Below are 26,327 nucleotides of genomic sequence, written 5' to 3'. Positions count from 1 at the left end.
CGCCCGGTGACTCACGCCCGCGGCGCCGCGAGCGCCGCTCGCACCGCGATCAGCATGGCCTCGACGGCCGCCTTGGCGGCGGCGAGCTTTTGCGGATCGCGGCCGCGCACGACGAGGTTGGTGTTGGGGCGGCCGTCCTCGTCGGCGAACGGGTAGCTGCCGATCATCACGTCCGGATGCTGCTTGGCGACCTGCCCGAGCTCGGTGCCGATGTCGCCCTCGCGCAGGTTCGCCCGCACCGTCTCCGACAGGAGCTTCACGCCGGTCGCGAGCTTCGGCGCGACGCCGTCGAGCATCGCCTGCATGACGCTCGGGATGCCGGCCATGACGATGACGTTGCCGATCCAGAAGCCGGGCGCCTTCGACACCGGGTTGTCGACCAGGTCGGCGCCGCGCGGAATGCGGGCCATGCGCAGCCGCGCCGCGTTCAGCCCGTCGCGGCCGACCCGCTCGGCGATCAGGTCGACGGCGCGCTGGTCGACGTCGAGCGGCACGCCGAAGGCCTTCGCCACCGCATCGGCCGTGATGTCGTCGTGCGTCGGGCCGATGCCGCCCGTGGTGAAGACGTAAGTGTAGCGGCTGCGCAGCGCATTCAGGGCGGCGACGATCTCGGCCTCGACATCGGGAACGATGCGGACCTCCTCGAGATCGATGCCCATCGCGGTGAGATACTCGGCGATCCAGCCGATGTTCTTGTCCTTGGTCCGACCAGACAGGATCTCGTCGCCGATCACTAGGATGCCGGCCGTGACGAGATCGGCGGCGGGGCCCCCGGCGGCGGCGGAATCGAGCGTCTTTTCGTTCATTTCTGCAACTCCGGCGTCGCCGTCCTGTATCGCGGCCGGACCGGCCGCTCAAGCGTGGCAAACGCGGATCTCGACCGCGTCCACTGCCATCCGCCCGGTACGAAGCCACCGTGCGCCCAATTAATAGGCACCTGTTCGGCCGGGCTCCTGCTATGCCTGTCGGGGGAGCGTGTCCGCACGGTTGTCGGGACGCAAAAGGGGAACTGTGGCTCGATGCTTGCATCGAGTCCGATCGAGGGGCGTCCGCCTCCGGTCGGATGCCGTCGGGGTCCAAACATGACGGATTGTTTCGACGAGATGAGAGGGGCGGACGGGGCGGTGCGTCCGTCCTATGCCGGGCTCGACGCCTGGCTGAAAGACCTGTCGCCGGACGTGCTCGACCAGCGGGCCCAGGAGGCGGAGCTCCTGTTCCGCCGCATCGGCATCACCTTCGCGGTCTATGGCGAGCAGGATTCGACCGAGCGGCTGATCCCGTTCGACGTCATCCCGCGCATCCTGTCGTCGTCGGAATGGGCGCTCCTGCAGCGCGGCCTGACCCAGCGGGTCAAGGCCATCAACATGTACCTGAAGGACATCTACGGCCGCCGCGAAATCCTGAAGGCCGGCATCATCCCGGAAGATCTGGTGTTCCAAAACCAGGTCTTCCGTCCGGAGATGAACGCCCAGAAGGTGCCGCACGACGTCTATGTCCACATCGCCGGCATCGACATCGTGCGGGTCGGGCCGGACACGTTCTACGTCCTGGAAGACAACGCCCGCACGCCCTCCGGCGTCTCCTACATGCTGGAGAACCGCGAGATCATGATGCGGCTGTTCCCGGATCTGTTCTCGCGCTACCGGGTGGCGCCGGTCGAGAACTATCCGGACGAGCTCCTGGCGACGCTGAAGTCGGTCGCCCCCGACACCGCGGCGGTCGAGCCCAACGTCGTGCTGCTCACGCCCGGCATCTACAACTCGGCCTATTTCGAGCACTCGTTCCTGGCCGACAAGCTCGGCATCGAGCTGGTCGAGGGGCGCGACCTGTTCGTCAAGGGCGGCGTCGTCTACATGCGCACGACCGAGGGGCCGAAGCGCGTCGACGTGATCTATCGCCGTGTCGACGACGACTTCATCGATCCCCTCACCTTCCGGCCCGATTCGACGCTCGGTGTCCCGGGGCTGATGTCGGCCTACCAGGCCGGCCAGGTGACGCTCGCCAACGCGGTCGGCACCGGCATCGCCGACGACAAGGCGATCTACAGCTACATGCCGGACATCGTGAAGTTCTACCTGTCGGAAGAGCCGATCCTGCAGAACGTCCCGACCTGGCGCTGCCGCGACCCGAAGCACCTCTCCCACGTCCTCGCCAATCTCGAGGAGCTGGTGGTCAAGGAGGTGCACGGCTCGGGCGGCTACGGGATGCTGATCGGCCCGACCGCCGACAAGGGCAAGATCGCCGCGTTCCGGACCCGGATCGAGGCCGACCCGAAGAACTACATCGCCCAGCCGACGCTGGCGCTCTCCACCTGCCCGACCTGGGTCGAGCGGGGGGTGGCGCCGCGCCACATCGATCTGCGCCCGTTCGTGCTGACCGGCAAGGACACGGTCCGCATCGTGCCGGGCGGGCTGACGCGCGTCGCGCTGCAGCGCGGCTCGCTGGTCGTCAATTCGAGCCAGGGGGGCGGCACCAAGGACACCTGGGTGCTGGACACGTAAACCGCATGCTGTCGCGAACCGCCGACAACCTCTACTGGGTCGCGCGCTACATCGAGCGTGCCGACTACCTCGCCCGCATCCTCGAGGTGACGCTGCGCCTCACCGCGCTGCCGGTCGCCTATGTGGGATCGACCAACGAATGGGAGTCGGCGGTCGCCACCGCCGGCTGCAGCCGCGCCTTCCACGCCATCTACCCGGAGGCGACCGAGGAGAGCGTCAAGGAGTTCCTCGCCTTCTCGGCGGCCAACTCGAGCTCGATCCGCAACTGCATCGAGCTCGCCCGCACCAATGCGCGGGCGGTGCGCACCGCGCTGACCAGCGAGATGTGGGACACCATCAACGGCGCCTGGCTCGAGCTGAAGCGCTTCAACCACGGCCCCGCGTCGCGCGAGGAGTTCCTGCGCTTCCTGCGGGTCGTCCAGGAGACGTCGCTGCGCTTCGACGGGTCGGCCTACCGCACCATGCTGCGCACCGACGCCTACTGGTTCTTCCGGCTCGGCTGCAACATCGAGCGCGCCGACAACACGGCCCGCATCCTCGACACCAAGTATCACCTGCTGCTGCCCGAGGACACGCATGTCGGCGGGCCGCTCGACTACTACCAGTGGGCCGCGATCCTGCGCTCGGTCTCGGCGCTGACCTCGTATCACTGGGTCTACCGCGAGAGCCTGAAGCCCTGGCTGATCGCCGACCTGCTGATCCTGAACCAGAAGATGCCGCGGTCGCTCGCCAGCTGTTACGACAATCTGGTACGCTACTGCGACGCCATCGCCGAGGCCTACGGCCGGCAGGGCGCGGCGCAGCGCAAGGCGCGCGGCATCCGCACCCGCCTGTCCAACCTCAAGATGGACGAGATCTTCCAGAGCGGACTGCACGAATTCATCACCGTCTTCATCTCCGACAACAACGAGCTCGGCGGCACGATTTCGCGACAATACCTGATGTGACACCCGACCCGTGACACACGACCCATCACGCTCGATCCGCGAGGCTCGACGTGACACACTGGGTCGGCCCATCGTGGGTCGCCCCATTCTGGGTCGCCCATTCTTGGTCGCACCATTCTTGGTCGCTCAATCGTCGCCGCCCGCGTCGCCACCGGCTGATCCATGCGCATCCGCGTCTCTCACCTGACGACCTACAGCTACGACCAGCCCGCGAGCCGGGTGATCCAGACGCTGCGCATGACGCCGCGGCCGCACGACGGCCAGCACATCGTGCGCTGGCGCATCGACGTCTCGGCCGACTGTCGTCTGACCACGCAGGAGGACGCCTTCGGCAACATCACCCACGCCTTCTCGGCCGACGTGCCGACCGACCAGCTCGAGGTGCTGGTCGAGGGCGAGGTGGAGACCCAGGACACCGACGGCGTCGTGCGCGGCATCATCGAGCGGTTTCCGCCGAGCCTCTATCTGCGCGAGACCGACCTCACCCATGCGGATCCGGCGATCGTCGCCTTCGCGCGCGACGCGACGGCGGGCGAGGCCGGCGGCACCATCGCCACGCTGCACGCGCTGGTCCGCGCCGTCCACGCCGAGGTGACGTTCGACACCGACCCGACCCATTCGGCGACCACGGCCTCGGAGGCGTTCAGCCTGCGCCGCGGCGTCTGCCAGGATCTCTCGCACGTGTTCATCGCGGCGGCGCGCAGCCTCGGCGTCCCGTGCCGCTACGTCGGCGGCTACTACTGGCGCAGCGACGGCATCACGGCCCAGGAGGCCGGCCACGCCTGGGTCGAGGCCCATGTCGCCGATCTCGGCTGGGTGGCGTTCGATCCGGCGCATGCGATGTGCGCCACCGACGCCTATGTGCGGGTCGCGGTGGGGCTCGACTATCTCGGCGCCGCGCCGGTGCGCGGCACCCGCTTCGGCGGCCGCGGCGAGACGCTCGCGGTCGCGGTCCATGTCGACCAGGCGTTCCAGCAGGTCCAGAGCTGAGGACAACGGCGGCTCGCCCCGTGACGGCGGCGCGCGATCGTGCCTAGATGCGCGCCGGACCAGGAGGGCGGGATGCTGCGGGCCGAACAGCGCCGGGTGATGCACCACGGCCGCGATGCCCGGGGGCGCGCCTCCGGAGGATGGGACGCGAGGGGGCTCGACGGGATGACGTACTGCTGTGGTATCCTGGTCCGCGACGGCATCGTGATGATCGCCGACACGCGCACCAATGCCGGCCTCGACAACATCTCGACCTTCCGCAAGCTGCACGTGTTCTCCAATCCGGGCGAGCGCATCATGGCGGTCGCCTCGGCCGGCAACCTGTCGCTCACCCAGTCGGTGCTGAGCCTGCTCAACGAGGGCCTGGAGAATCCGGAGACCGGCGAGCGCGAGACGCTGATGAACGCGCCGACCATGTTCCAGGCGGCGCAGCGCATCGGCCGCGCCATCCGCGCGCTCGCCCACACCGAGGGCCCGGCGCTCGAGGCGGCCGACGTGAAGTTCGACCTGTCCTTCCTGTTCGGCGGCCAGATCAAGGGCGAGCGGCTGCGCCTGTTCATGATGTACTCGGCCGGCAACTTCATCGAGTGCACGCGCGACACGCCCTATCTGCAGATCGGCGAGCACAAGTACGGCAAGCCGGTGCTCGATCGCGCCATCACGCACGACAGCGACCTCTACGACGCGCTCAAGGTCGGGCTGATCTCGTTCGACTCGACCATGCGCTCGAACCTGTCGGTCGGCATGCCGCTCGACACGCTGGTCGTGCGGCGCGACGCCTGCACGGCCGAGCTCTCCTACCGGATCGAGCCGGAGGAGCCCTACTTCCAGGATCTGCGCCGGCGCTGGTCGGCAGCGCTGCGCGCCGCCCATCTCGACATCCCCCGCCCGCCTTATCTGGACCGGATGTAGCGCCCGCTCGAACCGCGGCCGGCGCCGGCGTCACGCCGGCCACTGTCACACCGGCCGGGTCAGCGCCTTGAGGGCTGCCGACACGTGGCGGCGAACATTCAGCACGCGACGCAGCGGATCGGCCGCCCGCGCGAGCTCGGCGTCGCGGTTCTCGAAGGCGCCGGGGCCGGTCCGCGGCGCGATCGTCGCGATCCGGCTCGGCGCCGCTTCGTGCGGCGCAAAGCTCACCGCGGCGAGATCCGCCGGCCCGACATTCTCGCGCAAGGCCAAGCCCGAGAGCTGCCGGCGCGCCGTCCAGCGGCCCGCCTCTGCGGCCGGCAGCTCGGGCTTCTGCAGCACCGCGACGGCGTCGTACCAGATGTTGCTGCGATAGACCGGGCGCCGCTGCACGTTGGCGTCGACCACGGTCAGACCGCTCGCATGGGCGAGCGCCGGCAGGCCGTCGGGGTAATAGCGGAAACAGTCCTCCGGATAGCGATGCACATGCCCGGCGCTCGGCGCCGCCAGGAAGGCGAGCCCGCGCGGCCGCAACACCCGGGCGATCTCCTGCACGACCCGCCAGGGATAGCGGGTGTGCTCGAGCACCTGGCTGCACAGCACGACGTCGCAGCTGTCGCTGTCGATCTCGCGCCAGTTGTAGCCGTCGGCGAGCACGACATCGACGTTCGGTCCCGCCGTGATGTCGGCGCCCCGATAGGTCCAGCCGCGCGCCTCGATGGCGGCGCGGTGCGTGCCGGTCTCGGGTCCGCCGATCGCGCAGCTTCCGACGTCCAGCACGGCCAGCGGGCCACCCGCGCAGTCCTTCAGGTAGGCGTCGAGAAACACCTGGAACTTGTCCATCGCCGAATCGTGCATCGCCGCGTCGCTCCCCTGGTCTGCGACACAGCCCTACGTCGGCGGACACAATTCAGCAATATCGAGACACATCCGGCGGCAGAGGCCGCCACGGTCGGCGAGGTGCTCCGTCGTTCCGGGGCGGCGCGACGGATCCCGGGCCTGCCCGGGATCTGTCCTATCGAGCCCCGAAGTCGGCTGAAGCCGACCAAGGGGCGCCGAACCCGGGATCCATAACTCCTGCCCGTCGTGAGCCACGACCGCCGGGCGTAGGAATCCCGGGCTCGCGACCCTTAAGGTCCGCGTCCCGGGATGACGGATTATACAAACCGCCTCTAACCCCGCGGATCACCGCCGGAACGGGCCGCCGAGCATCATGTTGAAGATCGGCGGTGGCCCGTTGTAGCGGCCGCCCCCACCGCCGCCGCTGCTGCTGCTGCGGCGCTCGCGCACCACCACCTTGCGCTCGGCCCGCCGGCTCGGCTTGGCGGCGGCCGCGGGGTCGTCGACCTCGGCCTCGGAGATGTCCTCCTTCAGGAGCGCCTTGTGCTGCGGGCCGTTGAGGAAGCCGGTCGACGGATAGCCGCGGGCCGCCTGCCAGCGGGTGATCACGGCGCGGGTGTCGTCCGTGAACTTGCCGTCCGCCTTGGTGTCGAAGCCGAGCGCGGTGAGCCGCTTCTGGACGTCGCGCCGCTTGGTCTTGGTGAGCCCGAGCTTGTCCTCGGTGGCGAGGCTCGCCTCCGCCGTGAACAGCGCCGGATCGGTCGCCGCGGCGGCGGCCTTCGGCTTCGCCGGCTGCGCCTGCAGCGAGGCGATGCGGGCGAGCGCGATCGGCCGGAACTGGCCGTTCGGGAAGTTCAAGAGATAGGCGTTGAGCTCCTCGGGCTTGTTGGAGTCCTTGATGGTCCGCCAGAACTCGAGCTCCGCCTCGGACACGGCCGAGCGGGTCGGGCCCGACGGCACCGCGGCATCGCCGGCCGGCGACGGGGCGATCGCGGCGAGCGCCGGCGCGCCGGTTGGGTTCAGGTAGACGGAGCCGGTGAGGTTGGTGTGGCCCCACGGCAGCTGCTGCTTCTTGGTCTCCTCCGACACCTGGGCGCGCACCCGGGTCATCGCCTGCTGGATCTCGACGCCGGGCGTCGCGATGTGGGCGAGCAGCGCGCGGGTGAACGGGCTGTTGCCGCCGGTCTCGCCGTCGAGCGCGGTCTGGCCCGGGCCGGTCGCGAAGGCGATCAGGGTCCCCTCGCCCGACTTCATCTCGGCGAGGCCCGACGACACCACGACGTTGCGGGTGCGGGTCGCCGAGCGGATCTTGGCCGCGAACGGATTGTCGCGGCAGGCATCGAGCAGGACGAGCTTCACCTTGGCGTCGCTCATCGTCTGGTCGAGCGTGACGTCGACGTCGATCGCCGCACCGAACTTCACGTCCATCTCGGACTTCAGGTCGGCGTCGACCGGGATCAGGTAGTTCTTGCCGTTCACGGCGATGCCGTGGCCCGCGTAGAAGAACAGCGCGACGTCGGCCCCTTGGGTCGACAGCGCGAAGTCGCGCAGCTTCGCCGTCATGGCGTCGCGACCGAGATCCGTGCCCTCGACCACCTCGAAGCCGGCGTTGCGCAACAGGCCGGCGATCGCCTTGGCGTCGATCGCCGGGTTCGGCAGCGGGTCGACCGACTTGTAGGCGCCGTTGCCGACCACGAAGGCGACCCGCCGTTCGGCCCGCGCGTCGCTCGCCGCCACGGTGGCGAGCAGGATGGCCGCGAACGCGCACGCGACGAGACGCAGGGATGTCGAGGTGAGGTGGCGCATGGGGCCGGCACTCCGCCTGGTGGTCTGCTTGGTGATCCGCCTTGGATCCCGCGCTCCACCGTGACGCGGATCGCGGGTGAAAACGCACAGGAACCGCTCGGGATCGCGATCGCGGGACGACGCTCCGTGACGGGGACGCGACTGCACGCGACAGGAGCATACGTCACGGTCGCCACCCTTTGAAGACTGTGTCGGAAAAACGGCCGATCACGTTTAAGATCACGGCCGCCGGCCCGGTCCCGGGTGCGGACGATCCGAAAAACCGTTCACGACAACCAAGACGACGGAGGAGAGCCATGAGCACGGGGGCGACGCACGACAAGATCGCGGTGGTGACGGGGGCCGGAACGGGCATCGGCCGCGCCGCCGCCCTCGCCCTGATGGCGGCGGGCTTCACCGTCGTGCTGGCCGGCCGCCGGCCCGAGATGCTCGACGAGACCGCGCGGCTCGGCGCGGAGAGCGGCGGCAAGAGCCTCTGCGTGCCGACCGACGTCTCCGAGCCGGCCCACATCGCGGCGCTGTTCGCGACCGTGCGCGAGACCTACGGCCGGCTCGACCTGCTGTTCAACAATGCCGGCATCGGGGCGCCGGCCGTGCCGATCGAGGACCTGCCCTACGAGACCTGGCGGAAGGTGGTCGACACCAACCTCACCGGACCGTTCCTGTGCATCCAGGAGGCGGTGCGGATCATGAAGGCGCAAACCCCGCGCGGCGGCCGCATCATCAACAACGGCTCGATCTCGGCCCACACGCCGCGGCCGCGCGCCGTCGCCTACACGTCGACCAAGCACGCCATCACGGGGCTCACCAAGCAGGTGTCGCTGGACGGGCGGCCGTTCGACATCTGCTGCGGCCAGATCGACATCGGCAACGCGGCGACGCCGCTGACCGAGCGGATGGCGCAGGGCCAGGGCGTGCTGCAGCCGGACGGCGATTCGATGGTGGAGGCCCGCATGGACGTCGCCCATGCCGGCCAGGCGGTCGCCTACATGGCGAGCCTGCCGCTCGACGTCAACGTGCTGTTCCTCACCGTGATGGCGAACCAGATGCCCTTCGTCGGACGGGGGTGAGTGGCCATGAGCCGCAGCGCACCCTGAGAGATGAAACGACGATCCGGGTGCCCGGCCGCGTGCCCCGGACAAGGCGCATCAGGCCGCAGGCCTGATGTGCCGCAGAGCCGGGGCCCAGGGGCGCCACGACGGACGCCACGACGGGTGGTACGCCAAGAGTTCGCCGAACGCCTCGCCCGATCGCCCCTGGGTCCCGTTTCGCGGCGCGTCGCGCCGCGCCCGGGACACGATGTCTTCGGCGAGGCAGCGCAGCAGCGCGCTTCTGGCTAGCGGCCCGGCCTTAGGCCGCGACGCCGGACGGCGCCGCCGCCTCTTTGGCATTGCCGTCGATCTCCCTGACCACGCCGCCGAGCTCCGCGAAGGCCGCCGTCAGCGCCGCGATCTGGCCGTCGAGGTCGCGGCTGCGGCCGGCGCGGGCGTCCTCCTCCAGCCGGCCGGCGAGCGCGGCCAGACGGGCGAAGCCGAGCGACCCGGCGGCCCCCTTGAGGGTATGCGCCTCCTGCTCGATGCCGGCGGCGCCGGCGACGACGTGCGAATGCAGCCGCGCGAGTCTTTCGCGCGAGTCGGTCAGGAAGGTGTCGAGCACCTGGCGGGCGCCGTCCGGCTTGATCTCCTCGCCGAGCCGCGCATAGGCGTCGCGGTCGAAGGTCGGCGGCTCGGGCACGGGGTGCGGCGGCCTCTCTCGCGGACCGCCGTCGAGGGCCGCACCCGCAGCAGAAGCACCGGCGGTCGGACCGGACGCCACGCCACCCGCGGCGCGATCGCGCTTGGCGAGGAAGCGGCGGATCGACGCCTCCAGCCGGTCGCGGGTGATCGGCTTGCCGACGAAGTCGTCCATGCCGGCCGTTCGGCAGGTCTCGGCGTCGTGCTTGAAGGCGTTGGCGGTCAGGGCGATCACGTGGACGCTGCCGGCCGGCGGCGGCAGGGCGCGGATCGCCCGCGTCGCCTGCAGGCCGTCCATGCCCGGCATCATCACGTCCATGAAGACGAGATCGTAAACCCCCGTCTGCACGGCCGCGACCGCGGCCGCACCGTCGGCGACGAGGTCGATGGCGAAGCCGAGCCCCTCGAGCAGCTTCTGGGCGACGAGCTGGTTGGTCGGATTGTCCTCCGCCACCAGGATGCGCAGCGGGGCGGCGACGCCGAGGGCCGGCGGGGCGCCTTCCGCCAGGAGGGCGCTCGGCTCCGGCACGCCGGTTCCGGCCAGGATGGTGTCGCGCACCGCCTCGAAGGCGAGCGGCTTGTGGAGCATCGCGTCGAAGCCGCCGCACGGCGGCTGGGTCGTCGCGGCGGCCGCGAGAAGCACCAGCCGGGTCGCGGCCATGCACGGCTCGGCCCGCAGCGAGCTGACGATCTCGGTCGAGGCGACGGAGTCGTCGATGACGATGCAGGTGAACGGGTTGGCCGTGACGGCCGAGTTCCAGGCCATCGAGACGCCGAGCTCGCGGGTGTTGGCGGCGCTGGCCTCGGCGCCGAGCAGCGCGAGCTGGCGCACCAGCGCGGTGCGCGACACCGGATTGCGATCGATGACGAGAATGCGCGGCGCATCGGCCGCCATGCCGCCGAGGAGCGGCGTCTCGGGATCCTCCAGGTCGAGATCGAGGCAGACCCGGAAGGTCGAGCCGTAACCGGCGGCGCTGTCGACCGTGATGGTGCCGCCCATGTGCTCGACCAGCCGCCGGCAGATGGCCAGCCCGAGGCCGGTGCCGCCGAAGCGGCGCGACACCGAGCTGTCGGCCTGATGGAAGGCGGTGAACAATCGGTCCATCGCCTCGGGCGGGATGCCGATGCCGGAATCGACGACGTCGAAGGCGATGCCGACGCGGCGCGGCGTCTGCGACGCCACCACCGAGACGTCGACCGTGACGCCACCCATCTCGGTGAACTTGAGGCCGTTGGTGATCAGGTTGAGCAGCACCTGGCGGATGCGCGCGGGATCGCCGACCACGGTGCGCGGCAGGTCGGGCGTCAGCACGACGGCGAGGGCGAGGCCCTTCTCTGCGGCGCGCGCCGCGACGCCGCGCACCATGCCCTCGACCAGGCGGGCGACGTCGAACGGCACCGCCTCGAACTCCAGGCAGCCGGCGTCGAGCTTGGAGAAATCGAGGACGTCGTCGACGATGTGCAGAAGGTGCTCGGCGGAATCGCGCAGCGTGACGGCGAAGCGGGCCTGCTCGCCCTCGAGGCCGCTGTCGATCAGAAGGCCCGACATGCCGATGACGCCGTTGAGCGGCGTGCGGATCTCGTGACTCATCACGGCGATGAAGTCGGAGCGGGTGCGGGCCGCCGCCTCGGCCGCCGCGGTCGCCCGCTGCAGGCCGCGCTGATAGCGCTGCAACAGGACGACGACGCCGACGATGACCAGCGTGAGCACGCCGGCGGCGACCAGGTAGCCGATGCGATTGCGCTCGGCGGCGGCGAAGATCTCGTCGTCGGCGAGGCCGACCAGGACGACGAGCGGAAGATCCTTGATGGCGCGATAGCCATAGGTGCGGGAGACGGCGTCGACCGGGCTGCGCGATTGATAATGGCCGACCGGGATCCGCAATATGGTTGAAAAGAGCGGGCTGCCGGAGAGCTTGAGGCCGATCACCGGCTCGCCGCTGCCGACCCGGATGCGGATCACGCCGTCGGTGCCGACCAGCGAGATGACGCCTTTGCGGCCGAGGTCGATCGAATCGTAGAAGCGCGACAGATAGGCCGGATCCATCGACACCACGGCGACGCCGCGCAGGCTGCCGTCCGGCGCCGAAATGCGCCGCGACAGATTGATGGTCCACTTGTTGCTCACGCGGCCGAACACCGGCTCACTGATGAACAGCACGTCCTCGCGGCCGGCCAGATGGACCCGGACATGGGCGCGGTCGGAGAGATCGACCCGGGAACGGCCCTCCGGATCGAGGTTGCTCATCAGGAAGCGGCCGGTGCGGTCGACGATCGAGACCTGGAACGTGAAGCCGTTCGCCGCCTCGCTGACGCTCGCCCACGGCCGGACGTCGAACCCGGCCGGATCACGGGCATAGAGTTCGCGCACGAACAGGAGCGTCTGGTCGGCGGCGCGGATCGAGCGGACGATGTGCTCCTCGAAGGCGCGGGCCAGATTGGCGGTGGTCTGCCGCGCCTCCTGTTCGGCGGCCCGGCGCTCCTCGTGGATGCCGTAGAACGCGCCGGCCCAGATCACGGCGATCACGACGAGACCGAGCAGCACCAGCCCGTGCCGACCGAGCAGGCCGAGCCGCAACCGGCCCGGCCATCCCCGGCCGAGAGCCGCGTCGAGCCGGGTCAGGCCCTCGGACAGTCGCTTCGTGTAGGCGGACATCTCGGATTCTGCCGGGTCCATTTCCTCCGCCGTCCGGCGGATCGCCTCGGAGCTTCTTCGGAGGCGTCGTCGGCCCGACGATGCCGCGGCGGCCGGCACGGAACCGTTAACGCCGCGGCAGCAGCAAGGGCTTTATTTTCCGAAGATTGACGAGCCGTTGCCGCAATCGAACGAAGTATCGCCTGAACGGACGAGACGAAGCCGGACGCCTCGCCCGTCCGGGCGACGACCGGCCACGACGACCGGCAGCCGGCGGGCCGAGCACCACCGCCGCGCAGCGGCGGCCGCGGCTCCGGGGCGCGCCCTTCAGTCGAGCCGGATCACCGTCACGCGCGCCCCCGCCTCGACGGCGGCGAGGGTCTTCACGTCGTCGTCGGCACGGGCGAACAGGTTGCAGGGCGCGGCGAGCCGGGTCTCGCCGTCCTGGCTGATCGGGGTGCGGCCGAAGCCGATGACGACGGCCGGCCCGTCCGGCCAGTAGGCGATCTCGCCCGGGGTGACGACGGCGCGCGCTTCCGCCTCGCGGGGCGAGCGCACCGGCACCTCGAAATAGACCTCGTCGCCCCAGGTGAGCACCGAGGCCGTGAACGGCAGCGCCTCCAGCACGGCCGCGGCGGTCGGGCTGTCGTCGAGGAGCGTGGCGTCGAGGGTCAGCAATCCAAAGTCGAAGCGAATCCGAGCCATGGCGGGTCTCCGCTGGCGGCAATTCCGCAACCATAACACGCCGGCGCGCCGCCGTCGGCCGGAGCCGGGTGCCGCGGACGCCTTTCGGGCCCGCCCGCCCGCGGCCCCGAAAGCGGATGCCGAGCTCTATCGGCCCCTCGCCCCACGCGGTATCGAGGTGACGCTGGCGCGCACGATTCCTGCATGACCCGTTCTGCCTGGACCGCGCCCTCGCCGAAGACCGCCCGTCGGAGCCCGCCCGTGCCCTTCCTGCCGCAGCTTCAATCGGCCTTCGGGCTCCTCGCCCTGATCGGCCTCGCCTTCGCGATCAGCGAGGACCGCCGCGCGGTGCGGCCGCGCACCGTGGCGCTGGCGCTCGCCCTGACGGTCGCCCTGGCACTGCTGCTCCTGAAAGTGCCGGGCGTGACGGCCGCCTTCTCGGGAATCGCGGCCGGGGTCGACGCCGTCGCGGCGGCGACCCGGGCCGGCACCGGCTTCGTGTTCGGCTATCTGGGCGGCGGCCCCCTGCCCTTCGATCCGAAGACGCCCGGCGCCGACTTCGTGCTCGCCTTCCAGGCGCTGCCGATCGTGCTGGTGGTCAGCGCGCTGACCACGCTGCTGTTCCACTGGGGCGTCCTGCAACCGATCGTGCGCGGCTTCTCGCTGGTGCTGGAGCGGACGCTCGGCATCGGCGGCGCGGTCGGGCTCTCGACCGCCGCCAACATCTTCGTCGGCATGGTCGAGGCGCCGCTGTTCATCCGACCCTACCTCGCCGGGTTGACGCGCGGCGAACTGTTCATGGTGATGACCGGCGGCATGGCCGGCATCGCCGGCACCGTGTTCGTGCTCTACGCGACGCTGTTGCGCGACGTGGTGTCGGACGTCGCCGGCCACCTCGCCGTCGCCTCGATCCTCGGCGCGCCCGCCGCCATCCTGGTGTCGCACCTGATGGTGCCGGACCGCGCCGACGGCGCGACGGCGGCGCCGGCGGTGGCCCCCGCGAAGATCGCGAACAGCACCATGGACGCGATCGTGCGCGGCACTACGGTCGGGCTCGAGCTTCTGCTGAACATCGTCGCCATGATCATCGTGCTGGTGGCGCTGGTGCATCTCGCCAACGCGATCCTCGGCCTGCTCCCCGACGTGATGGGCGCGCCGCCGACGCTGCAGCGCGGCCTCGGTCTCGTGATGGCGCCGGTGTGCTGGCTCATCGGCATCCCTTGGGACCAGGCGGTGACGGCCGGCGGGCTGATGGGCATCAAGACCGTGCTCAACGAGCTGATCGCCTATGTGGAGCTCTCGAAGCTGCCGGCCGACGCGCTCGATCCGCGCTCGCGCCTGATCCTCACCTACGCGATGTGCGGCTTCGCCAATTTCGGCAGCCTCGGCATCATGATCGGCGGCCTCGCCGCGATGGCCCCCGAGCGCCGCGACGAGATCGTGTCGCTCGGGCCGAAGTCGATCGTGTCGGGCACCCTCTCGACCTGCATGATCGGGGCGACGGTGGGGACGATGGTGTGAGGACGTCGTAGCCCGGAGGGAGCGCAGCGACATCCGGGACGACGCGCCCGGCGTACTCACGCGAGAATTTTATCGACATTACTACCAAAGGGAGTTCTTGTAAGGTAGCTTGAGCCCCTGACGTGGGTGTCGCCGGGAAGCGGTGATGGTCCCGTTATGGAGGGCGAACATGGCTGACGAATTCGGTGACAAGTTGATTGCCTTCGCCAAGCGGAATGTCGGTCTCGCAGACCGCTGCGGCAACGAAGAATCGACGAAGATGTTTCTTGTCCTGCCGTTTGTGAATTTCCTCGGCTTCGACGACCGCAACCCCCTCGAGGTATGCCCCGAACACGCCGCCGATTTTTCCGACAAATACAAGAACCGGGTCGACTATGCGATTCTGCAGAACGACCTGCCGATCATCGCGATTGAATGCAAAATGCTGTGGCGCCGCACTGAAGGATGAACGCGGTCAGCTCAGAAGCTATTTCAATGCGGCGCCGACAGTGAAAATGGGCCTGCTTACTGATGGTCTGGTGTTCGAGTTCTATGCGGATTCCGACGAACCGAACATGATGGACGAGAAGGCGTTTCTCACCGTCAATCTTCGCGACATCGCGAAAGGACGGCTGGACGAGAGCGTCGCCGACGGCCTGAAATCTCTGCAAAAGGGCCAGTTCGACCCGGAAAACATCGGAGCCGAGGCGAAGCGGAAGCTCGTTTTCCAAAAATTCCTTCAGGAAATTTCGCTGCTGGCCGAGAAGCCGAGCGCCGATTTCACGAGAATGCTCCTCAGGACCGTCGGGATCCAACACGTTCGAGACAAGGCGCTGCCTGACTTTCAGGAATTGGTCGGGTCGGCATTTCGCGAGTTCGTCAACGTCAAGATCTTGCAACGACTCGATCTCACCAAAGTCCCTCCGCCTCCGGCGCCCGCGCCGGACCTTTTGCCGACAGACCCCACTCCGGAACCATCCCCTTCTCAGACTGAACCGAGGTCTTTGCAAGCAACGCTTGGCATTCTTGGTTAATGACGAACGGCTTTTTACCGCCATTCAGAAGATCGCATTCAACGACTACAAAGGGAAATTCGTCGTCTATTACGATCGCGAGCGACGGGGTCGAATGTTTGATTTCTACGAAGGTGGGGCCCGCGGACCGAAATATCGCTTCGCGTTCGCCGACCTGCCAGACGAAATCGCGACAGACAATTTAACCGGCTCGATTCTCGACACACCTCTCTTGCAGGTTTTCACCAAACGAGTGCTCGGCGAACCAGCAAATGGCCAACCGGCCGGTCTTCCCCAGCCCGCGGATTGATCTTTCAGTGAGCCTAGCCCCGGGGTCTTCGTAGCCTGGACTGAGCGAAGCGAAATCCGGGATTTTCTTGCGCCGGCGACCGCCGCACCCCGGGTTTCGCTGCGCTCAACCCGGGCTACGAGGCTGCGAAACGGCGACACTGTTCGATCGCGATTTTCGGGAGGAGCCTCGATGAAGCTGCACTACTATCCCGAGACCGACAGTCTCTACATCGAGCTGAAGGATGCTCCGGGTGCGGAGACGCGGGAGATCGTCGCAGGGCTCGTCGTCGACCTCGACGCCGACGGCGAGGTGGTCGGATTCGACATCGACCACGCATCGAAGAAGCTCGACCTCTCCAAGATCGAGACCATCGCCCTGCCCCCGGCCAGCGCGGCGGAGTGAGACCATCCGACCGACCGCCAGCCCGTCCGCCACACGTCAGCAAGCGTAGCCCGGATGGAGCGAAGCGACATCCGGGGCTTTCTTGCTCCGGCGACCGCCGCACCCCGGGCTTCGCTGCGCTCAGCCCGGGCTACGGAGGCAACCGCGCGGGTCCCCGCCCGCTCAGTTGAGCGTGAAGACCCCGTCGACGGCCTTGATCTCGGCCGGCTTGATCAGGCGCGAATGGGCGACCGTGACCGAGTGGAGCGGGCCCTCCAGCTTGTCCCGCCAGAAGCCCAGAAACTTGTTCAGCTCCGGGAAGTGCGGGTGGAGGTCGTAGTCCTGCCAGAGATAGGTCTGCAGGAGCCAGGGATGATCCGGCCGCCGGTAAAGGATGTGCGCGGTCGTCAGGCCGTAGCCGTGAAGTTGCTGCAAGAAGTCCTTAGAGGCCATGGTGTCCCCCATCCGTCTCGACCGGGAAATCTTCCAACGCCACCTCCGATCATTGCAAGCTCATTTGGTAAACAAAGTGTTCACGGCGCAGGCGTAGCAGCCTCGGCCCGACAGTGCTACCAGCGCTCTACCTTGTGCGACGCCGAATAGCTTGGCCTCCACTTCCGCGTTGCATGATCGGTGTTGACCCGAAGCCGCGCCCGGCCTGCCGAGAAGCGCCCGGCGCTACGCCCCGCTCGGGCCGCCATTGGCAATCTCGCATTGCGAGTGCCAAATTTTTTCGGCCGCCCTCTTGAACGGCTTCGTCGCCTCCCCCATGTCGCAACCGGGCAGCCCGGGGCACGCGCCCGCGCGGGTCGCCCGAACTCAAATCATCTCTCGATGTCAGAAACTTAGGAGGACAGCATGAAGTTCCGTCCGCTTCACGACCGCGTCGTCGTCAAGCGTATCGAGGCCGAGCAGAAGACGGCCGGCGGGATCATCATCCCCGACACCGCCAAGGAGAAGCCCCAGCAGGGCGAGATCATCGCCGTCGGCCCGGGCGGCCGCGACGAGGCCGGCAAGCTGATCCCGCTCGACCTGAAGGTCGGCGACCGGGTGCTGTTCGGCAAGTGGTCGGGCACCGAGGTCAAGCTCGACGGCGTCGAGGTGCTGATCATGAAGGAGAGCGACATCATGGGCGTTCTCACCGACACCGAGGCCAAGAAGAAGGCCGCCTGACCCGAGACGACTTTCGGACTGATCCAACCTGAACGGACCCTGCCGGATTCTTTAGGGATCGGCACCGTGGTCTCGCCGGGTCGGGGGAACGCAACGGATTCATTCAGGAGCTGACGAACAATGGCTGCCAAGGACGTGAAATTCTCGTCTGACGCGCGCGACAAGATGCTGCGCGGCGTCGACGTGCTCGCCAACGCCGTGAAGGTGACGCTCGGGCCGAAGGGCCGCAACGTCGTGCTGGAGAAGAGCTTCGGCGCGCCGCGGATCACCAAGGACGGCGTCACCGTCGCCAAGGAGATCGAGCTCGAGGACAAGTTCGAGAACATGGGCGCCCAGATGGTGCGCGAGGTGGCCTCAAAGTCGTCCGACATCGCCGGCGACGGCACCACCACGGCCACGGTCCTCGCCCAGGCGATCGTCCGCGAGGGCGCCAAGGCGGTGGCGGCCGGCATGAACCCGATGGACCTCAAGCGCGGCATCGACCTCGCCGTCGAGGCCGTCGTGAAGGACCTCGAGAAGAACTCCAAGAAGATCACGTCGAACGACGAGATCGCCCAGGTCGGCACCATCTCGGCCAACGGCGACGCCGAGATCGGCCGCTATCTCGCCGAGGCGATGAAGAAGGTCGGCAACGAGGGCGTCATCACGGTCGAGGAGGCGAAGAGCCTGGAGACCGAGCTCGACGTCGTCGAGGGCATGCAGTTCGACCGCGGCTACATCTCGCCCTACTTCATCACCAACGCCGACAAGATGCGGGTCGAGCTCGAGGATCCCTACATCCTCATCTACGAGAAGAAGCTCTCCGGCCTGCAGGAGATGCTGCCGCTGCTCGAGGCCGTGGTGCAGACCGGCAAGCCGCTGCTCATAGTCGCCGAGGACGTCGAGGGCGAGGCGTTGGCCACCCTGGTGGTCAACAAGCTGCGCGGTGGCCTCAAGGTCGCGGCCGTCAAGGCGCCGGGCTTCGGTGACCGCCGCAAGGCCATGCTGCAGGACATCGCGATCCTGACCGGCGGCCAGGCGATCTCCGAGGATCTGGGCATCAAGCTCGACAGCGTCACGCTGCAGATGCTCGGTCGCGCCAAGAAGGTGACGATCGAGAAGGAGAACACCACGGTGGTCGACGGCGCCGGCGCCAAGGCCGACATCGACGCCCGCATCGCCCAGATCAAGGCGCAGATCGAGGAGACCACCTCCGACTACGACCGCGAGAAGCTCCAGGAGCGCCTCGCCAAGCTGGCCGGCGGCGTCGCGGTGATCCGCGTCGGCGGCGCCACCGAGGTCGAGGTGAAGGAGCGCAAGGACCGCGTGGACGATGCGATGCACGCGACCCGCGCCGCGGTCGAGGAAGGCATCCTGCCGGGCGGCGGCGTCGCGCTGCTGCGCGCCAGCAAGGCGATCGACGCGGTGAAGACCACCAACGAGGACCAGAAGCACGGCGTCGACATCGTCCGCAAGGCGCTGTCCTACCCGGCCCGCCAGATCTCGCTGAACGCGGGCGAGGACGGCTCGGTCATCGTCGGCAAGATCCTGGAGAACGGCGAGTACGCCTTCGGGTTCGACGCCCAGTCCGGCCAGTACGTCAACATGGTCCAGACCGGCATCATCGATCCGACCAAGGTGGTGCGCGCCGCGCTGCAGAACGCCGCCTCGATCGCCGGCCTCCTGATCACCACCGAGGCCATGGTCGCCGAGCTGCCGAAGAAGAACGCCGGTCCGGCGATGCCCCCCGGCGGCGGCATGGGCGGCATGGACTTCTGATCGACGCGTCCCGCGTTGCAACGACGAAGGCCCGGGCGGCGACGCCCGGGCCTTTTGCGTGCGTGTCTCCAGAGGACTAGGTTGGTCGCGGATCGAGGGCTCCGAATGACAACTCGATGTTCCGTGCAGATGGACAGGGCGGCTTTCCTGGCCTGGGCCGAACGCCAGGAGGAGAACCACGAGTTCGTCCATGGGAATGTCGTGCGTTTAGCACCCAGAACCCGCGGCCATGCCCTGATCGCCTTCGACCTCTTCAGAGCATTGGACGGTCGGGTCGATCACGACATCTGGACCGTGCTGCCGAAATTCGGCATCGACGTGGGACCTTCCACCATTCGGTTCCCCGATATCGTGGTGGACCCGGCCGACGGCCCGACCACGGACCGCACCGCCACGGCGCCGGTGTTCCTGGCCGAGGTGATGTCCCCCTCCTCCGAGCGGATCGACCTCGGCGACAAGGCGGCCGAAGACCTGACTCTGCCGAGCCTCGGCACCTATCTGGTCGTCGCTCACGACGAGGTGAAGGTCTGGGTCTAGACCCGAACGGCCGCCGGTTTTCCGGCAGGCCCGGCCTTGCGCGACGACATCGACGACGTGATCGACATCCCGGCGCTCGGTGTCGCACTGCCGCTCGCCGACATCTATCGGCGCGTCCGGTTCGACTGAGCCGCGCCACCGCTCCGCCTGACGAAAAAGGCCCGGGCGTCGCCGCCCGGGCCTCCGTCTGGGTCGTCGGACGCAGTACCCTGCCCCGCCGCGGTTCGCTCTCAGGCCGCCGCATCGCTCTTGATGCGCACGAGCCTTGTGAGCAGTGCGTCGAGGCCGGCGCCGTCGCCGGCGTGCAGATCGATGCGGCCGACCTTCTCGACAAGCCGCTCGATCGACTCGAGCTCCTTCAGCCGCAGGAGGAGCGGGTTCTCCTCCATCAGCTTGGCGGTGTTGAGGAGCGAGCGCGTCGCCGCGGTCTCCTCCTGGCGGCGGATCAGGTTCGCCTTCGCGGTCCGCTCCGCCTCCACCACCTTGTTGACGAGCTCGCGGATCTCGCCGGGAAGGATCACGTCCTTCACGCCGAGCTCCGTCACCTCCACGCCCGCGTCGGCGACGCGCGCGCGCACATAGGCGCGCAGCTCGTCGTCGAGCACCGCCTTGCCGGACAGCACCTCGTCGAGGGTGCGCGAGGCGACGGCATCGCGGATCGCGAACTGCACCAGCCGGTACAGCCACGCATCCACGTCCGGCACCGCGGCGACGAGACGCTCCGGATCGACGATCCGGCGGAACGCGGTCAGCGTCACGCGCAGCGCGATGCGGTCCTTGGTCAGCATCTCCTGCGCCGTGATCTCGGCCGCCTGCGGACGCAGATCGAGGCGCTTCACCTCGATCTTGCGGCCGACCGACCAGAAAGCGTGCCGGCCCGGCGCCAGCCGCTCGACGAGGCGGCCCTCGACGAACAGGAGGCCGGCCTCGTGGTTCTCGACCACGTGCTCGACGATGCTCGGGTTGCGCTCGCGCGCCACCATGGCGAGATGCTCCGGCCGCACCTTCGGATCGCTCGCCACGTCGATGCGCTCGACCGCGACGCGGGTCTCGACCGTCCAGAACACCCGCGTCTGCCACGGTGCGAGGAGCTGGCTCGGGCGGCCGTCGAGGCTGACGATGGCGATCTCGTTCGCCCGCGTCTCGACCGCCTCGAACAGCGCCGCGGCGACGTCCGGGCGCGCCGCCTTGAGCACCGCCCAGCGCTCGGCCGGGAACTCGGCGCGCACGACGGCGTGCACCTCGCAGGCGCGGCGGCGCAGCGGATCGACGATCCGGTGACGGCCCGGCTCGAGCACCCGCTCGAAACGGCCGTCGCGCGTCAGGAGGGCGCGCTCGCCGTCCTTCACGGTGACGCGCAGCATGATCAGATTCCGGCTCATGGCACGGTCTCCTCGGATGGCCGGCGATGAGTGTCGCCGGCGTAGTTTTCGGTTCGAGGACAGGTCCCGGACGCGCGCATCCCGACAGTGCCGGCGGGCCGCGGCTTGAGCCTGCGGCGACGACGGGCGCACCGTCGCGCGCCGCGCCGGAACGCGGAGCCGCGACGATGCGGCCGGCGTCGCGCGCAGGCGGTATCCGCCAAGGCGCAGGCCGGTCTCTCGGTGTTGTGGTTCGAACGAAACGCCTTGCGGCAGATCGGCCGGACCGCGACTGACGCGCGCGCCCGGTGCCCTTACGGGATCAGCCTATCAGGCCGACAGGTCGCGCTGGAGCGGGATTCGAACCCGCATCACGATGGTTAAAAGCCACCTGCTCTACCACTGAGCTATCCTCGCTGTGAGATCGCGCTTTTCTAGAGCGACGACCGAACCTGCATCGGCGGAACACGGGGCCGCAGAGCGGCACGCGCCAGCCGGGATTCGCGAACCCGGACACGAGGCCGAAGCAGGGTGCGTGCTCATAATACCGATGAGGCGATCCGGCAAGTCACGATCTTCTGACGTGATCAGATGGCGCGCGCCACGATGGCGTCCCGATCGCGCCTGGGCCGCATCCGGCGTTCGCCACCGTTCGCCGAAAACGAAAAAGGCCCGGGCGTGTCGCCCGGGCCTTTTCCCGTCAGCGCTTCGAAGCGCTGGTCCCCCTACCCGCCCCCGCGGGAATTCAGTCACGACCACGCCGTCCGATGCGCGTACATCCGGCGTCACCTGTCGCCGTGGTCGTCGGCGCTGGAGCGCCCTTGTCTCGATGAGGATGCGCCGAAGCGGTTAACGGCAGGTTAACGGCGCGAAAATATTCCGCGGCGGGATCCGGATCGACCCGGGGTCGCGCCGCACGGCGCCATGATGCCAACGTCGCGACGCCGGTGCAGCGACGGCCTACTCGGCCGGCGCCGCGTCGACGGCGGAAACGACGCGCGGCGTGGCGACCATCACGACGGCGACCAGACCGGCGACCGCAGCGAAGAACAGGCCCGAGACGGCAGCGAGCCCGATCAGCACGAGGTCGAAGCCACCGCGCGCGTGGAAAAACGCGATCAGCGGCACGGCGACGCCGGCCGACGCGAAGGAGAGAAAGTAGCGCACCGCGTAGACGCGGCCGCGCCAGGCGTCGGCCGTGTAGCGGGCGATCACCATGTCGCCGACCGTCACCTGCCCGTAGAGCGCCGCCATCACGACGGCCAGCGCGGCGATCAGCGTCATGCCCTCGGCCCGCACCGACCAGATCGCGCCGACCAGCAGGAGCCCGACCACGCCGACGAACAGGAGGTGCGGCGCGACCCGCTCGGCGATCCGCCCGACCGCGAGCTGGGCGAGCGCGCCGCCCAGGAACACGAGGCTCGACAGGCCGCCGACCGCGGCGAGCCCGGCGCCGCCGAGCGCGTCGCCGACGAGGCGCTCGTCGACGATCTTGGGCAGCGCCACCACGATGGTGTTGAAGGTGAGCCCGCCGCAGAACGAGATGATCGTGTAGAGGCCGAAGAACACGATCGCGGCGTTGCGGGGCAGCACGATGTCGGCGACGCGGGCACGCTTCGCCGTCTCGTGGCGGTCGTCGTCGACCAACGCCAGATAGGCGATGCCGACCGCCAGGCAGACCAGCGCCGGCACCACGAAGGCGGCGCGCCAGCCGAACGCCGAGGCGGCCAGCACGGCCGTGACACCGGAGGCGAGCGACACGCCGAGATTGCCGCAGACGCCGTTGAAGGCGAGCGTGCGACCGCGCGCGTTCGAAACCTGGATCAGCATCGCCATGCCGACCGGGTGATAGATCGCCGCGAACATGCCGAGCAGGAACAGCGCGACCGCGAGCATGGTCAGCGTCGGCGCGACGGCGCAGCCGATCAACGACACGCCGCAGCCGATGAAGAACGCCGCCATCATGGCGCGCCGGCTGATGCGGTCGGCCAGCCAGCCGGCCGGCAGCGAGAACAGGCCGAAGGCGACGAACATCGCGGTGGAGAGGACGATCAGCTCCGAATAAGGCCGCTGATAGACGGCCTCCAGGCCGATCACCACGGTCGGATAGATGCCGAGGACGTAATGGTCGATGCCGTGCGCGGCGTTGAGGAACGCGATCGAGCGCCGCGTCTGCTGCGCCGACGGGGGGACGCCGTCGGACCGGTCGGTCGGGGGCATGGAGGTTTTTTCCTGGAGACGACGCGCCATCCTAACACGGGCTAGACGAGGTGTCGCAAGGCGCACCGAACTTGTGGCACTCGGGCAACGCTCCGTTGTCGGCGCGCACGCGCCGAACGGGTTTCAGGATTTGTTCGCGTGGATCTGGGTCCGGCTGCTCGCTAGGCTTGCATCACAGGTGCGGCGAACCTGAGCAGTCCGGTTTCCATGGGATCGTGCCATGTGCCGATCGGATGCCGGCGCGGTCGTGCGAGCGACCGCGTTGCTCGGTGCCACGCGTCTCGCGCTCGTCGCGTTGCTGGTTGTCGCGTCGCTGGCCGCCGCGCCACCGGTCGCAGCGGTCGCGCAGCCGGCCGGAAACGTCGCCGTCTCGCCCGAAACACTCGCGGCGCTCGAGGCCGAGCGCCTGCTGCTGTTCGGCGGAACCGACCTGTGGCGCGCCGGTGGCTTCCTGCACGGTGGCGCCGTGTGGGCGCCCGAGGGATTGGCGCGCGATGGCCCCGCGTTCAAGGCGTTCGCCGGAACCGGCACCTATCAGTACCGGTCGGGGGCGAACCAGGTGCTCGCCGTGCAGGCGCTCGGGACCGTGATGCCCGGCTGGATCGTGCGCCGCGACCGATTCATCGCGACGGTGTTCGGCGGCGTCGACGTCCAGCATCACTGGACGACGCCGTCCGATCCCGGCAATCCGCTGCGCGGGACGCATGTGGGCATGCGGCTGGGGCTCGACACATGGTGGGAGCCGCTCCCCGACACCATGGTGCGCGCCAACGCGACGTGGTCGTCGATCGGTCACGGCTTCGGGTTCGGCGCGGCGCTCGGCTGGCGCGTGCTGGAGACTTGGTATGCAGGGTTCTACGCGGGGCCCGAGCTGCAGCTCTACGGCGACACCAACTATCGCCAGATCCGGATCGGCGCCCACATGACGGGGCTCCGCCGCGGCCCGTGGGACTGGAGCCTCGGCTTCGGCTGGGTGACCGACTCGGACGACCGCAACGGGCCCTACGTGCGCATCGGCCTGCTGACCAAGCAGTGAGACAGGTTGCGCGACGGCATCTCCTCCCACCTACGCGGGATGCCGTAATCCCATCGCACGAAACGACTAACCCGCAATTACAGGCTTAGATCTCAAGGCGTTACCAGCGGCAGTCCTCGTCCGAGGCACGACTAGCTGATTCAAATTACACCGTATATTAATACTACCCTCGCATGGTCGCGGGCGCGATCGGCACCATCACGCGACCCATTCGCCGCTGGACGGACGCCGCTCGGTGTCACCCGCCTCGGCCTGCTCGCGCTCCAGACGTGTCCAACGGACGTGCGGCGGCGTTTCAACTCCCAAGTGATTCTCGCCATGCTGTCCAGCATCCGCATCCTGCCCAAGATCCTGAGCGTGATCGCACTGGTCGCCCTCGTCGCCGGTGTCACGTCGTGGTACGGCGCCGCCAAGATCCACCAGGTCGACGACGCCTATTCGCGGTTCCTCGACGACGACGCCCTGGCCTGGGTCTCGATCGCGCGGGCGCATCGCGCCATCTACAGCTACGAGATGCGCCTCTATCGGCTGATCGCCGAGACCGACGAGGCGCACATGCGCACCGTCCTGCCCGAGGTGGAGAAGAGCCTGAACCAGGGCCTCGCGTTGATCGCTATCGCCAAGCAGAAGACGCCCCGACACACGCGCGCCTACGAGGCCATCGAGCGTCTGTTCCGCGAGACCGACACGGTCGCCAAGCCGGCAATCGCGCTGGCCTTGAAGAACGACAACGCCCAGGCGACCGCGCTCATGCGGACCACCGTCGATCCGAAGATCCGCGAGCTGCTGAAGCTCAACGGCGAGATCGGAGAGCAGCTCAACGGCGAGATCAAGTCGGGCTCCGAAGCCCTGACCGCCACCAGCAACGCGGCGATCTCGTCGCTCTACATGATCACCGGGGTGGGCTGCACCATCGGCGTGGTGCTCGCCTTCCTGATCGCCCGGTTCGGCATCGCCGCGCCGATCGTCCAGCTCGCGAACGGGATGCGCCAGCTCGCGGCCGGCAACTTCGACGTCGTGCTGGCCGGCGTCGGCCGCAAGGACGAGGTCGGCCAGATCGCCGACGCCGTGGAAGAGTTCAAGGTCAAGTTGACCGAGAAGGCACGCGTAGAGGCGGCGGAGAAGCTCGAGAAGGACGCGCGCGCCGCCGCGCAGCGGCGCACCGAGATGGCCGGCCTCGCGGACCGGTTCGAGAGCGCGGTGGGCGACATCGTGAAGACCGTGTCGTCCGCCTCGACCGAGCTCGAAGCCGCCGCCGGCAGCCTGACCCGCACGGCCGAGACGACCCAGCAGCTCTCCACCTCGGCCGCAGCCGCCTCCGGCCAGGCGACCGCCAACGTCCAGTCGGTCGCCTCCGCCACCAACCAGATGTCGTCGTCGGTCGCGGAGATCGGCCGCCAGGTGCAGGAGGCGACCCGGATCGCCGGCGAGGCCGTCAAGCAGGCCGAGAAGACCGACGGCCGCATCGGCGAGCTGTCGCAGGCCGCCGGCCGCATCGGCGACGTCGTCAAGCTGATCACGGCGATCGCCGAGCAGACCAATCTGCTGGCGTTGAACGCCACCATCGAGGCAGCGCGGGCCGGCGAGGCCGGCAAGGGCTTCGCGGTCGTCGCCCAGGAGGTGAAGGCGCTCGCGGCGCAGACCGGCAAGGCCACGGGCGACATCGCCGCCCAGATCGCCGGCATGCAGACGGCGACTCAGGAGTCGGTCGCCGCCATCAAGGAGATCGGCGGCACCATCGGCCGCATCGCCGAGATCTCGGCGACCATCGCGGCGGCCGTCGAGGAGCAGGGCGCGGCGACCCACGAGATCGCGCGCAACATCCAGCAGGCCGCGCAGGGCGCCGCCCAGGTGAGCAGCAACATCGACGAGGTCAACCGCGGCGCCGGCGAGGCCGGCTCCGCCTCGGCCCAGGTGCTGTCCTCGGCCCAGGCCCTCTCGATGGAGAGCAACCGGCTGCGCGCCGAGGTCGATCGCTTCATGGCGACGGTGCGGGCGGCTTGAGCGCGAC

Annotated in this window: 23 protein-coding genes and 1 tRNA gene; 15 read left to right on the top strand and 9 right to left on the bottom strand. The window is 68.8% G+C overall.

The window, feature by feature from the left end:
• Positions 1-11: 11 nt before the first annotated feature.
• Positions 12-806 (bottom strand): competence/damage-inducible protein A, encoded by a 795-nt coding sequence (locus CCR97_RS15885; RefSeq protein WP_111358389.1) that lies wholly within the window; start codon positions 804-806, stop codon positions 12-14.
• A gap of 276 nt (positions 807-1,082) precedes the next feature.
• Between CCR97_RS15885 and CCR97_RS15880 the strand changes: the two genes are divergently transcribed.
• The 4 genes from CCR97_RS15880 (at position 1,083) to CCR97_RS15865 (ending at position 5,350) form a co-directional block, all read left to right on the top strand.
• Positions 1,083-2,501, top strand: a complete 1,419-nt coding sequence (locus tag CCR97_RS15880; protein ID WP_111358390.1) for a circularly permuted type 2 ATP-grasp protein — start codon at positions 1,083-1,085, stop codon at positions 2,499-2,501.
• A gap of 5 nt (positions 2,502-2,506) precedes the next feature.
• A complete protein-coding gene (locus CCR97_RS15875) occupies positions 2,507-3,448 on the top strand; it encodes an alpha-E domain-containing protein (RefSeq protein WP_111358391.1) in 942 nt (313 codons plus the stop codon).
• Between the two features lie 162 nt (positions 3,449-3,610).
• Positions 3,611-4,438, top strand: a complete 828-nt coding sequence (locus CCR97_RS15870; RefSeq protein WP_111358392.1) for a transglutaminase family protein — start codon at positions 3,611-3,613, stop codon at positions 4,436-4,438.
• A 165-nt stretch (positions 4,439-4,603) separates the two neighbouring features.
• Positions 4,604-5,350, top strand: coding sequence for a proteasome-type protease (locus CCR97_RS15865; RefSeq protein WP_111358393.1), 747 nt, complete (start codon positions 4,604-4,606; stop codon positions 5,348-5,350).
• Positions 5,351-5,395: 45 nt separating this feature from the next.
• Here CCR97_RS15865 and CCR97_RS15860 read toward each other — a convergent pair whose 3' ends face one another.
• Positions 5,396-6,205: a class I SAM-dependent methyltransferase gene (locus CCR97_RS15860; protein WP_201159636.1), complete on the bottom strand. Its 810-nt coding sequence runs from the start codon at positions 6,203-6,205 to the stop codon at positions 5,396-5,398.
• A gap of 327 nt (positions 6,206-6,532) precedes the next feature.
• A complete protein-coding gene (locus CCR97_RS15855) occupies positions 6,533-7,993 on the bottom strand; it encodes a caspase family protein (protein ID WP_111359995.1) in 1,461 nt (486 codons plus the stop codon).
• A gap of 296 nt (positions 7,994-8,289) precedes the next feature.
• On the opposite strand from CCR97_RS15855, the gene CCR97_RS15850 reads away from it, so the two are divergent.
• The gene (locus tag CCR97_RS15850; RefSeq protein WP_111359994.1) at positions 8,290-9,063 is read left to right on the top strand and encodes an SDR family oxidoreductase; all 774 of its coding nucleotides are present in this window, start codon (positions 8,290-8,292) and stop codon (positions 9,061-9,063) included.
• A 280-nt stretch (positions 9,064-9,343) separates the two neighbouring features.
• On the opposite strand, the gene CCR97_RS15845 is transcribed toward CCR97_RS15850, so the two are convergent.
• Together CCR97_RS15845 and CCR97_RS15840 are read right to left on the bottom strand one after the other, a co-directional pair.
• Positions 9,344-12,382 carry an ATP-binding protein gene (locus CCR97_RS15845; RefSeq protein ID WP_170146048.1) on the bottom strand — a complete coding sequence of 1,013 codons (3,039 nt, stop codon included), beginning with the start codon at positions 12,380-12,382 and terminating at the stop codon, positions 9,344-9,346.
• Between the two features lie 306 nt (positions 12,383-12,688).
• Positions 12,689-13,066: a cyclophilin-like fold protein gene (locus tag CCR97_RS15840; protein ID WP_111359854.1), complete on the bottom strand. Its 378-nt coding sequence runs from the start codon at positions 13,064-13,066 to the stop codon at positions 12,689-12,691.
• Positions 13,067-13,315: 249 nt separating this feature from the next.
• Here CCR97_RS15840 and CCR97_RS15835 point away from each other — a divergent pair, with 249 nt between their 5' ends.
• The 5 genes from CCR97_RS15835 (at position 13,316) to CCR97_RS15815 (ending at position 16,252) form a co-directional block, all read left to right on the top strand.
• Positions 13,316-14,566, top strand: a complete 1,251-nt coding sequence (locus CCR97_RS15835) for a NupC/NupG family nucleoside CNT transporter (RefSeq protein ID WP_201159637.1) — start codon at positions 13,316-13,318, stop codon at positions 14,564-14,566.
• 169 nt (positions 14,567-14,735) lie between these two features.
• Positions 14,736-15,014 carry a type I restriction endonuclease gene (locus tag CCR97_RS15830; RefSeq protein WP_111357573.1) on the top strand — a complete coding sequence of 93 codons (279 nt, stop codon included), beginning with the start codon at positions 14,736-14,738 and terminating at the stop codon, positions 15,012-15,014.
• A 46-nt stretch (positions 15,015-15,060) separates the two neighbouring features.
• On the top strand, positions 15,061-15,579 hold the full coding sequence (locus tag CCR97_RS15825; RefSeq protein WP_111357574.1) for a hypothetical protein: 519 nt from the start codon (positions 15,061-15,063) through the stop codon (positions 15,577-15,579).
• Positions 15,563-15,868, top strand: coding sequence for a hypothetical protein (locus tag CCR97_RS15820; RefSeq protein ID WP_146618757.1), 306 nt, complete (start codon positions 15,563-15,565; stop codon positions 15,866-15,868). The genes CCR97_RS15825 and CCR97_RS15820 overlap by 17 nt, the downstream gene beginning before the upstream one ends.
• Positions 15,869-16,039: 171 nt before the next feature.
• Positions 16,040-16,252 carry a DUF2283 domain-containing protein gene (locus CCR97_RS15815; RefSeq protein WP_111357575.1) on the top strand — a complete coding sequence of 71 codons (213 nt, stop codon included), beginning with the start codon at positions 16,040-16,042 and terminating at the stop codon, positions 16,250-16,252.
• Between the two features lie 162 nt (positions 16,253-16,414).
• On the opposite strand, the gene CCR97_RS15810 is transcribed toward CCR97_RS15815, so the two are convergent.
• Positions 16,415-16,684, bottom strand: a complete 270-nt coding sequence (locus CCR97_RS15810) for an usg protein (protein ID WP_201159635.1) — start codon at positions 16,682-16,684, stop codon at positions 16,415-16,417.
• Positions 16,685-17,089: 405 nt separating this feature from the next.
• Between CCR97_RS15810 and CCR97_RS15805 the strand changes: the two genes are divergently transcribed.
• The 3 genes from CCR97_RS15805 to CCR97_RS15795 all read left to right on the top strand — a co-directional run bounded on the left by CCR97_RS15805 (position 17,090) and on the right by CCR97_RS15795 (position 19,699).
• Positions 17,090-17,404 carry a co-chaperone GroES gene (locus tag CCR97_RS15805; protein ID WP_111357577.1) on the top strand — a complete coding sequence of 105 codons (315 nt, stop codon included), beginning with the start codon at positions 17,090-17,092 and terminating at the stop codon, positions 17,402-17,404.
• A 120-nt stretch (positions 17,405-17,524) separates the two neighbouring features.
• Positions 17,525-19,162: a chaperonin GroEL gene (gene groL, locus CCR97_RS15800; protein WP_111357578.1), complete on the top strand. Its 1,638-nt coding sequence runs from the start codon at positions 17,525-17,527 to the stop codon at positions 19,160-19,162.
• A gap of 129 nt (positions 19,163-19,291) precedes the next feature.
• Positions 19,292-19,699 (top strand): Uma2 family endonuclease, encoded by a 408-nt coding sequence (locus CCR97_RS15795; protein ID WP_170145857.1) that lies wholly within the window; start codon positions 19,292-19,294, stop codon positions 19,697-19,699.
• A gap of 230 nt (positions 19,700-19,929) precedes the next feature.
• On the opposite strand, the gene CCR97_RS15790 is transcribed toward CCR97_RS15795, so the two are convergent.
• The 3 genes from CCR97_RS15790 to CCR97_RS15780 all read right to left on the bottom strand — a co-directional run bounded on the left by CCR97_RS15790 (position 19,930) and on the right by CCR97_RS15780 (position 23,280).
• Complete coding sequence (locus CCR97_RS15790; protein WP_111357580.1) at positions 19,930-21,081, bottom strand: slipin family protein; 1,152 nt, start codon at positions 21,079-21,081, stop codon at positions 19,930-19,932.
• A 323-nt stretch (positions 21,082-21,404) separates the two neighbouring features.
• A tRNA-Lys gene (locus CCR97_RS15785) sits at positions 21,405-21,477 on the bottom strand.
• A 543-nt stretch (positions 21,478-22,020) separates the two neighbouring features.
• Positions 22,021-23,280: an MFS transporter gene (locus CCR97_RS15780; RefSeq protein ID WP_170145858.1), complete on the bottom strand. Its 1,260-nt coding sequence runs from the start codon at positions 23,278-23,280 to the stop codon at positions 22,021-22,023.
• Positions 23,281-23,500: 220 nt separating this feature from the next.
• Here CCR97_RS15780 and bcsS point away from each other — a divergent pair, with 220 nt between their 5' ends.
• Together bcsS and CCR97_RS15770 are read left to right on the top strand one after the other, a co-directional pair.
• The gene (gene bcsS / locus CCR97_RS15775; protein WP_111357582.1) at positions 23,501-24,316 is read left to right on the top strand and encodes a cellulose biosynthesis protein BcsS; all 816 of its coding nucleotides are present in this window, start codon (positions 23,501-23,503) and stop codon (positions 24,314-24,316) included.
• Positions 24,317-24,634: 318 nt separating this feature from the next.
• Positions 24,635-26,320: a methyl-accepting chemotaxis protein gene (locus CCR97_RS15770; protein WP_111357584.1), complete on the top strand. Its 1,686-nt coding sequence runs from the start codon at positions 24,635-24,637 to the stop codon at positions 26,318-26,320.
• Positions 26,321-26,327: the final 7 nt, after the last annotated feature.

Origin of the sequence: Rhodoplanes elegans (genome assembly GCF_016653355.1) — a bacterium.
In the GTDB taxonomy this organism is placed as follows: Bacteria; Pseudomonadota; Alphaproteobacteria; order Rhizobiales; family Xanthobacteraceae; genus Rhodoplanes; species Rhodoplanes elegans.
The sequence above is the reverse complement of the archived record's forward strand: the minus strand, read 5'-3'. Positions and strand labels throughout refer to the sequence as shown.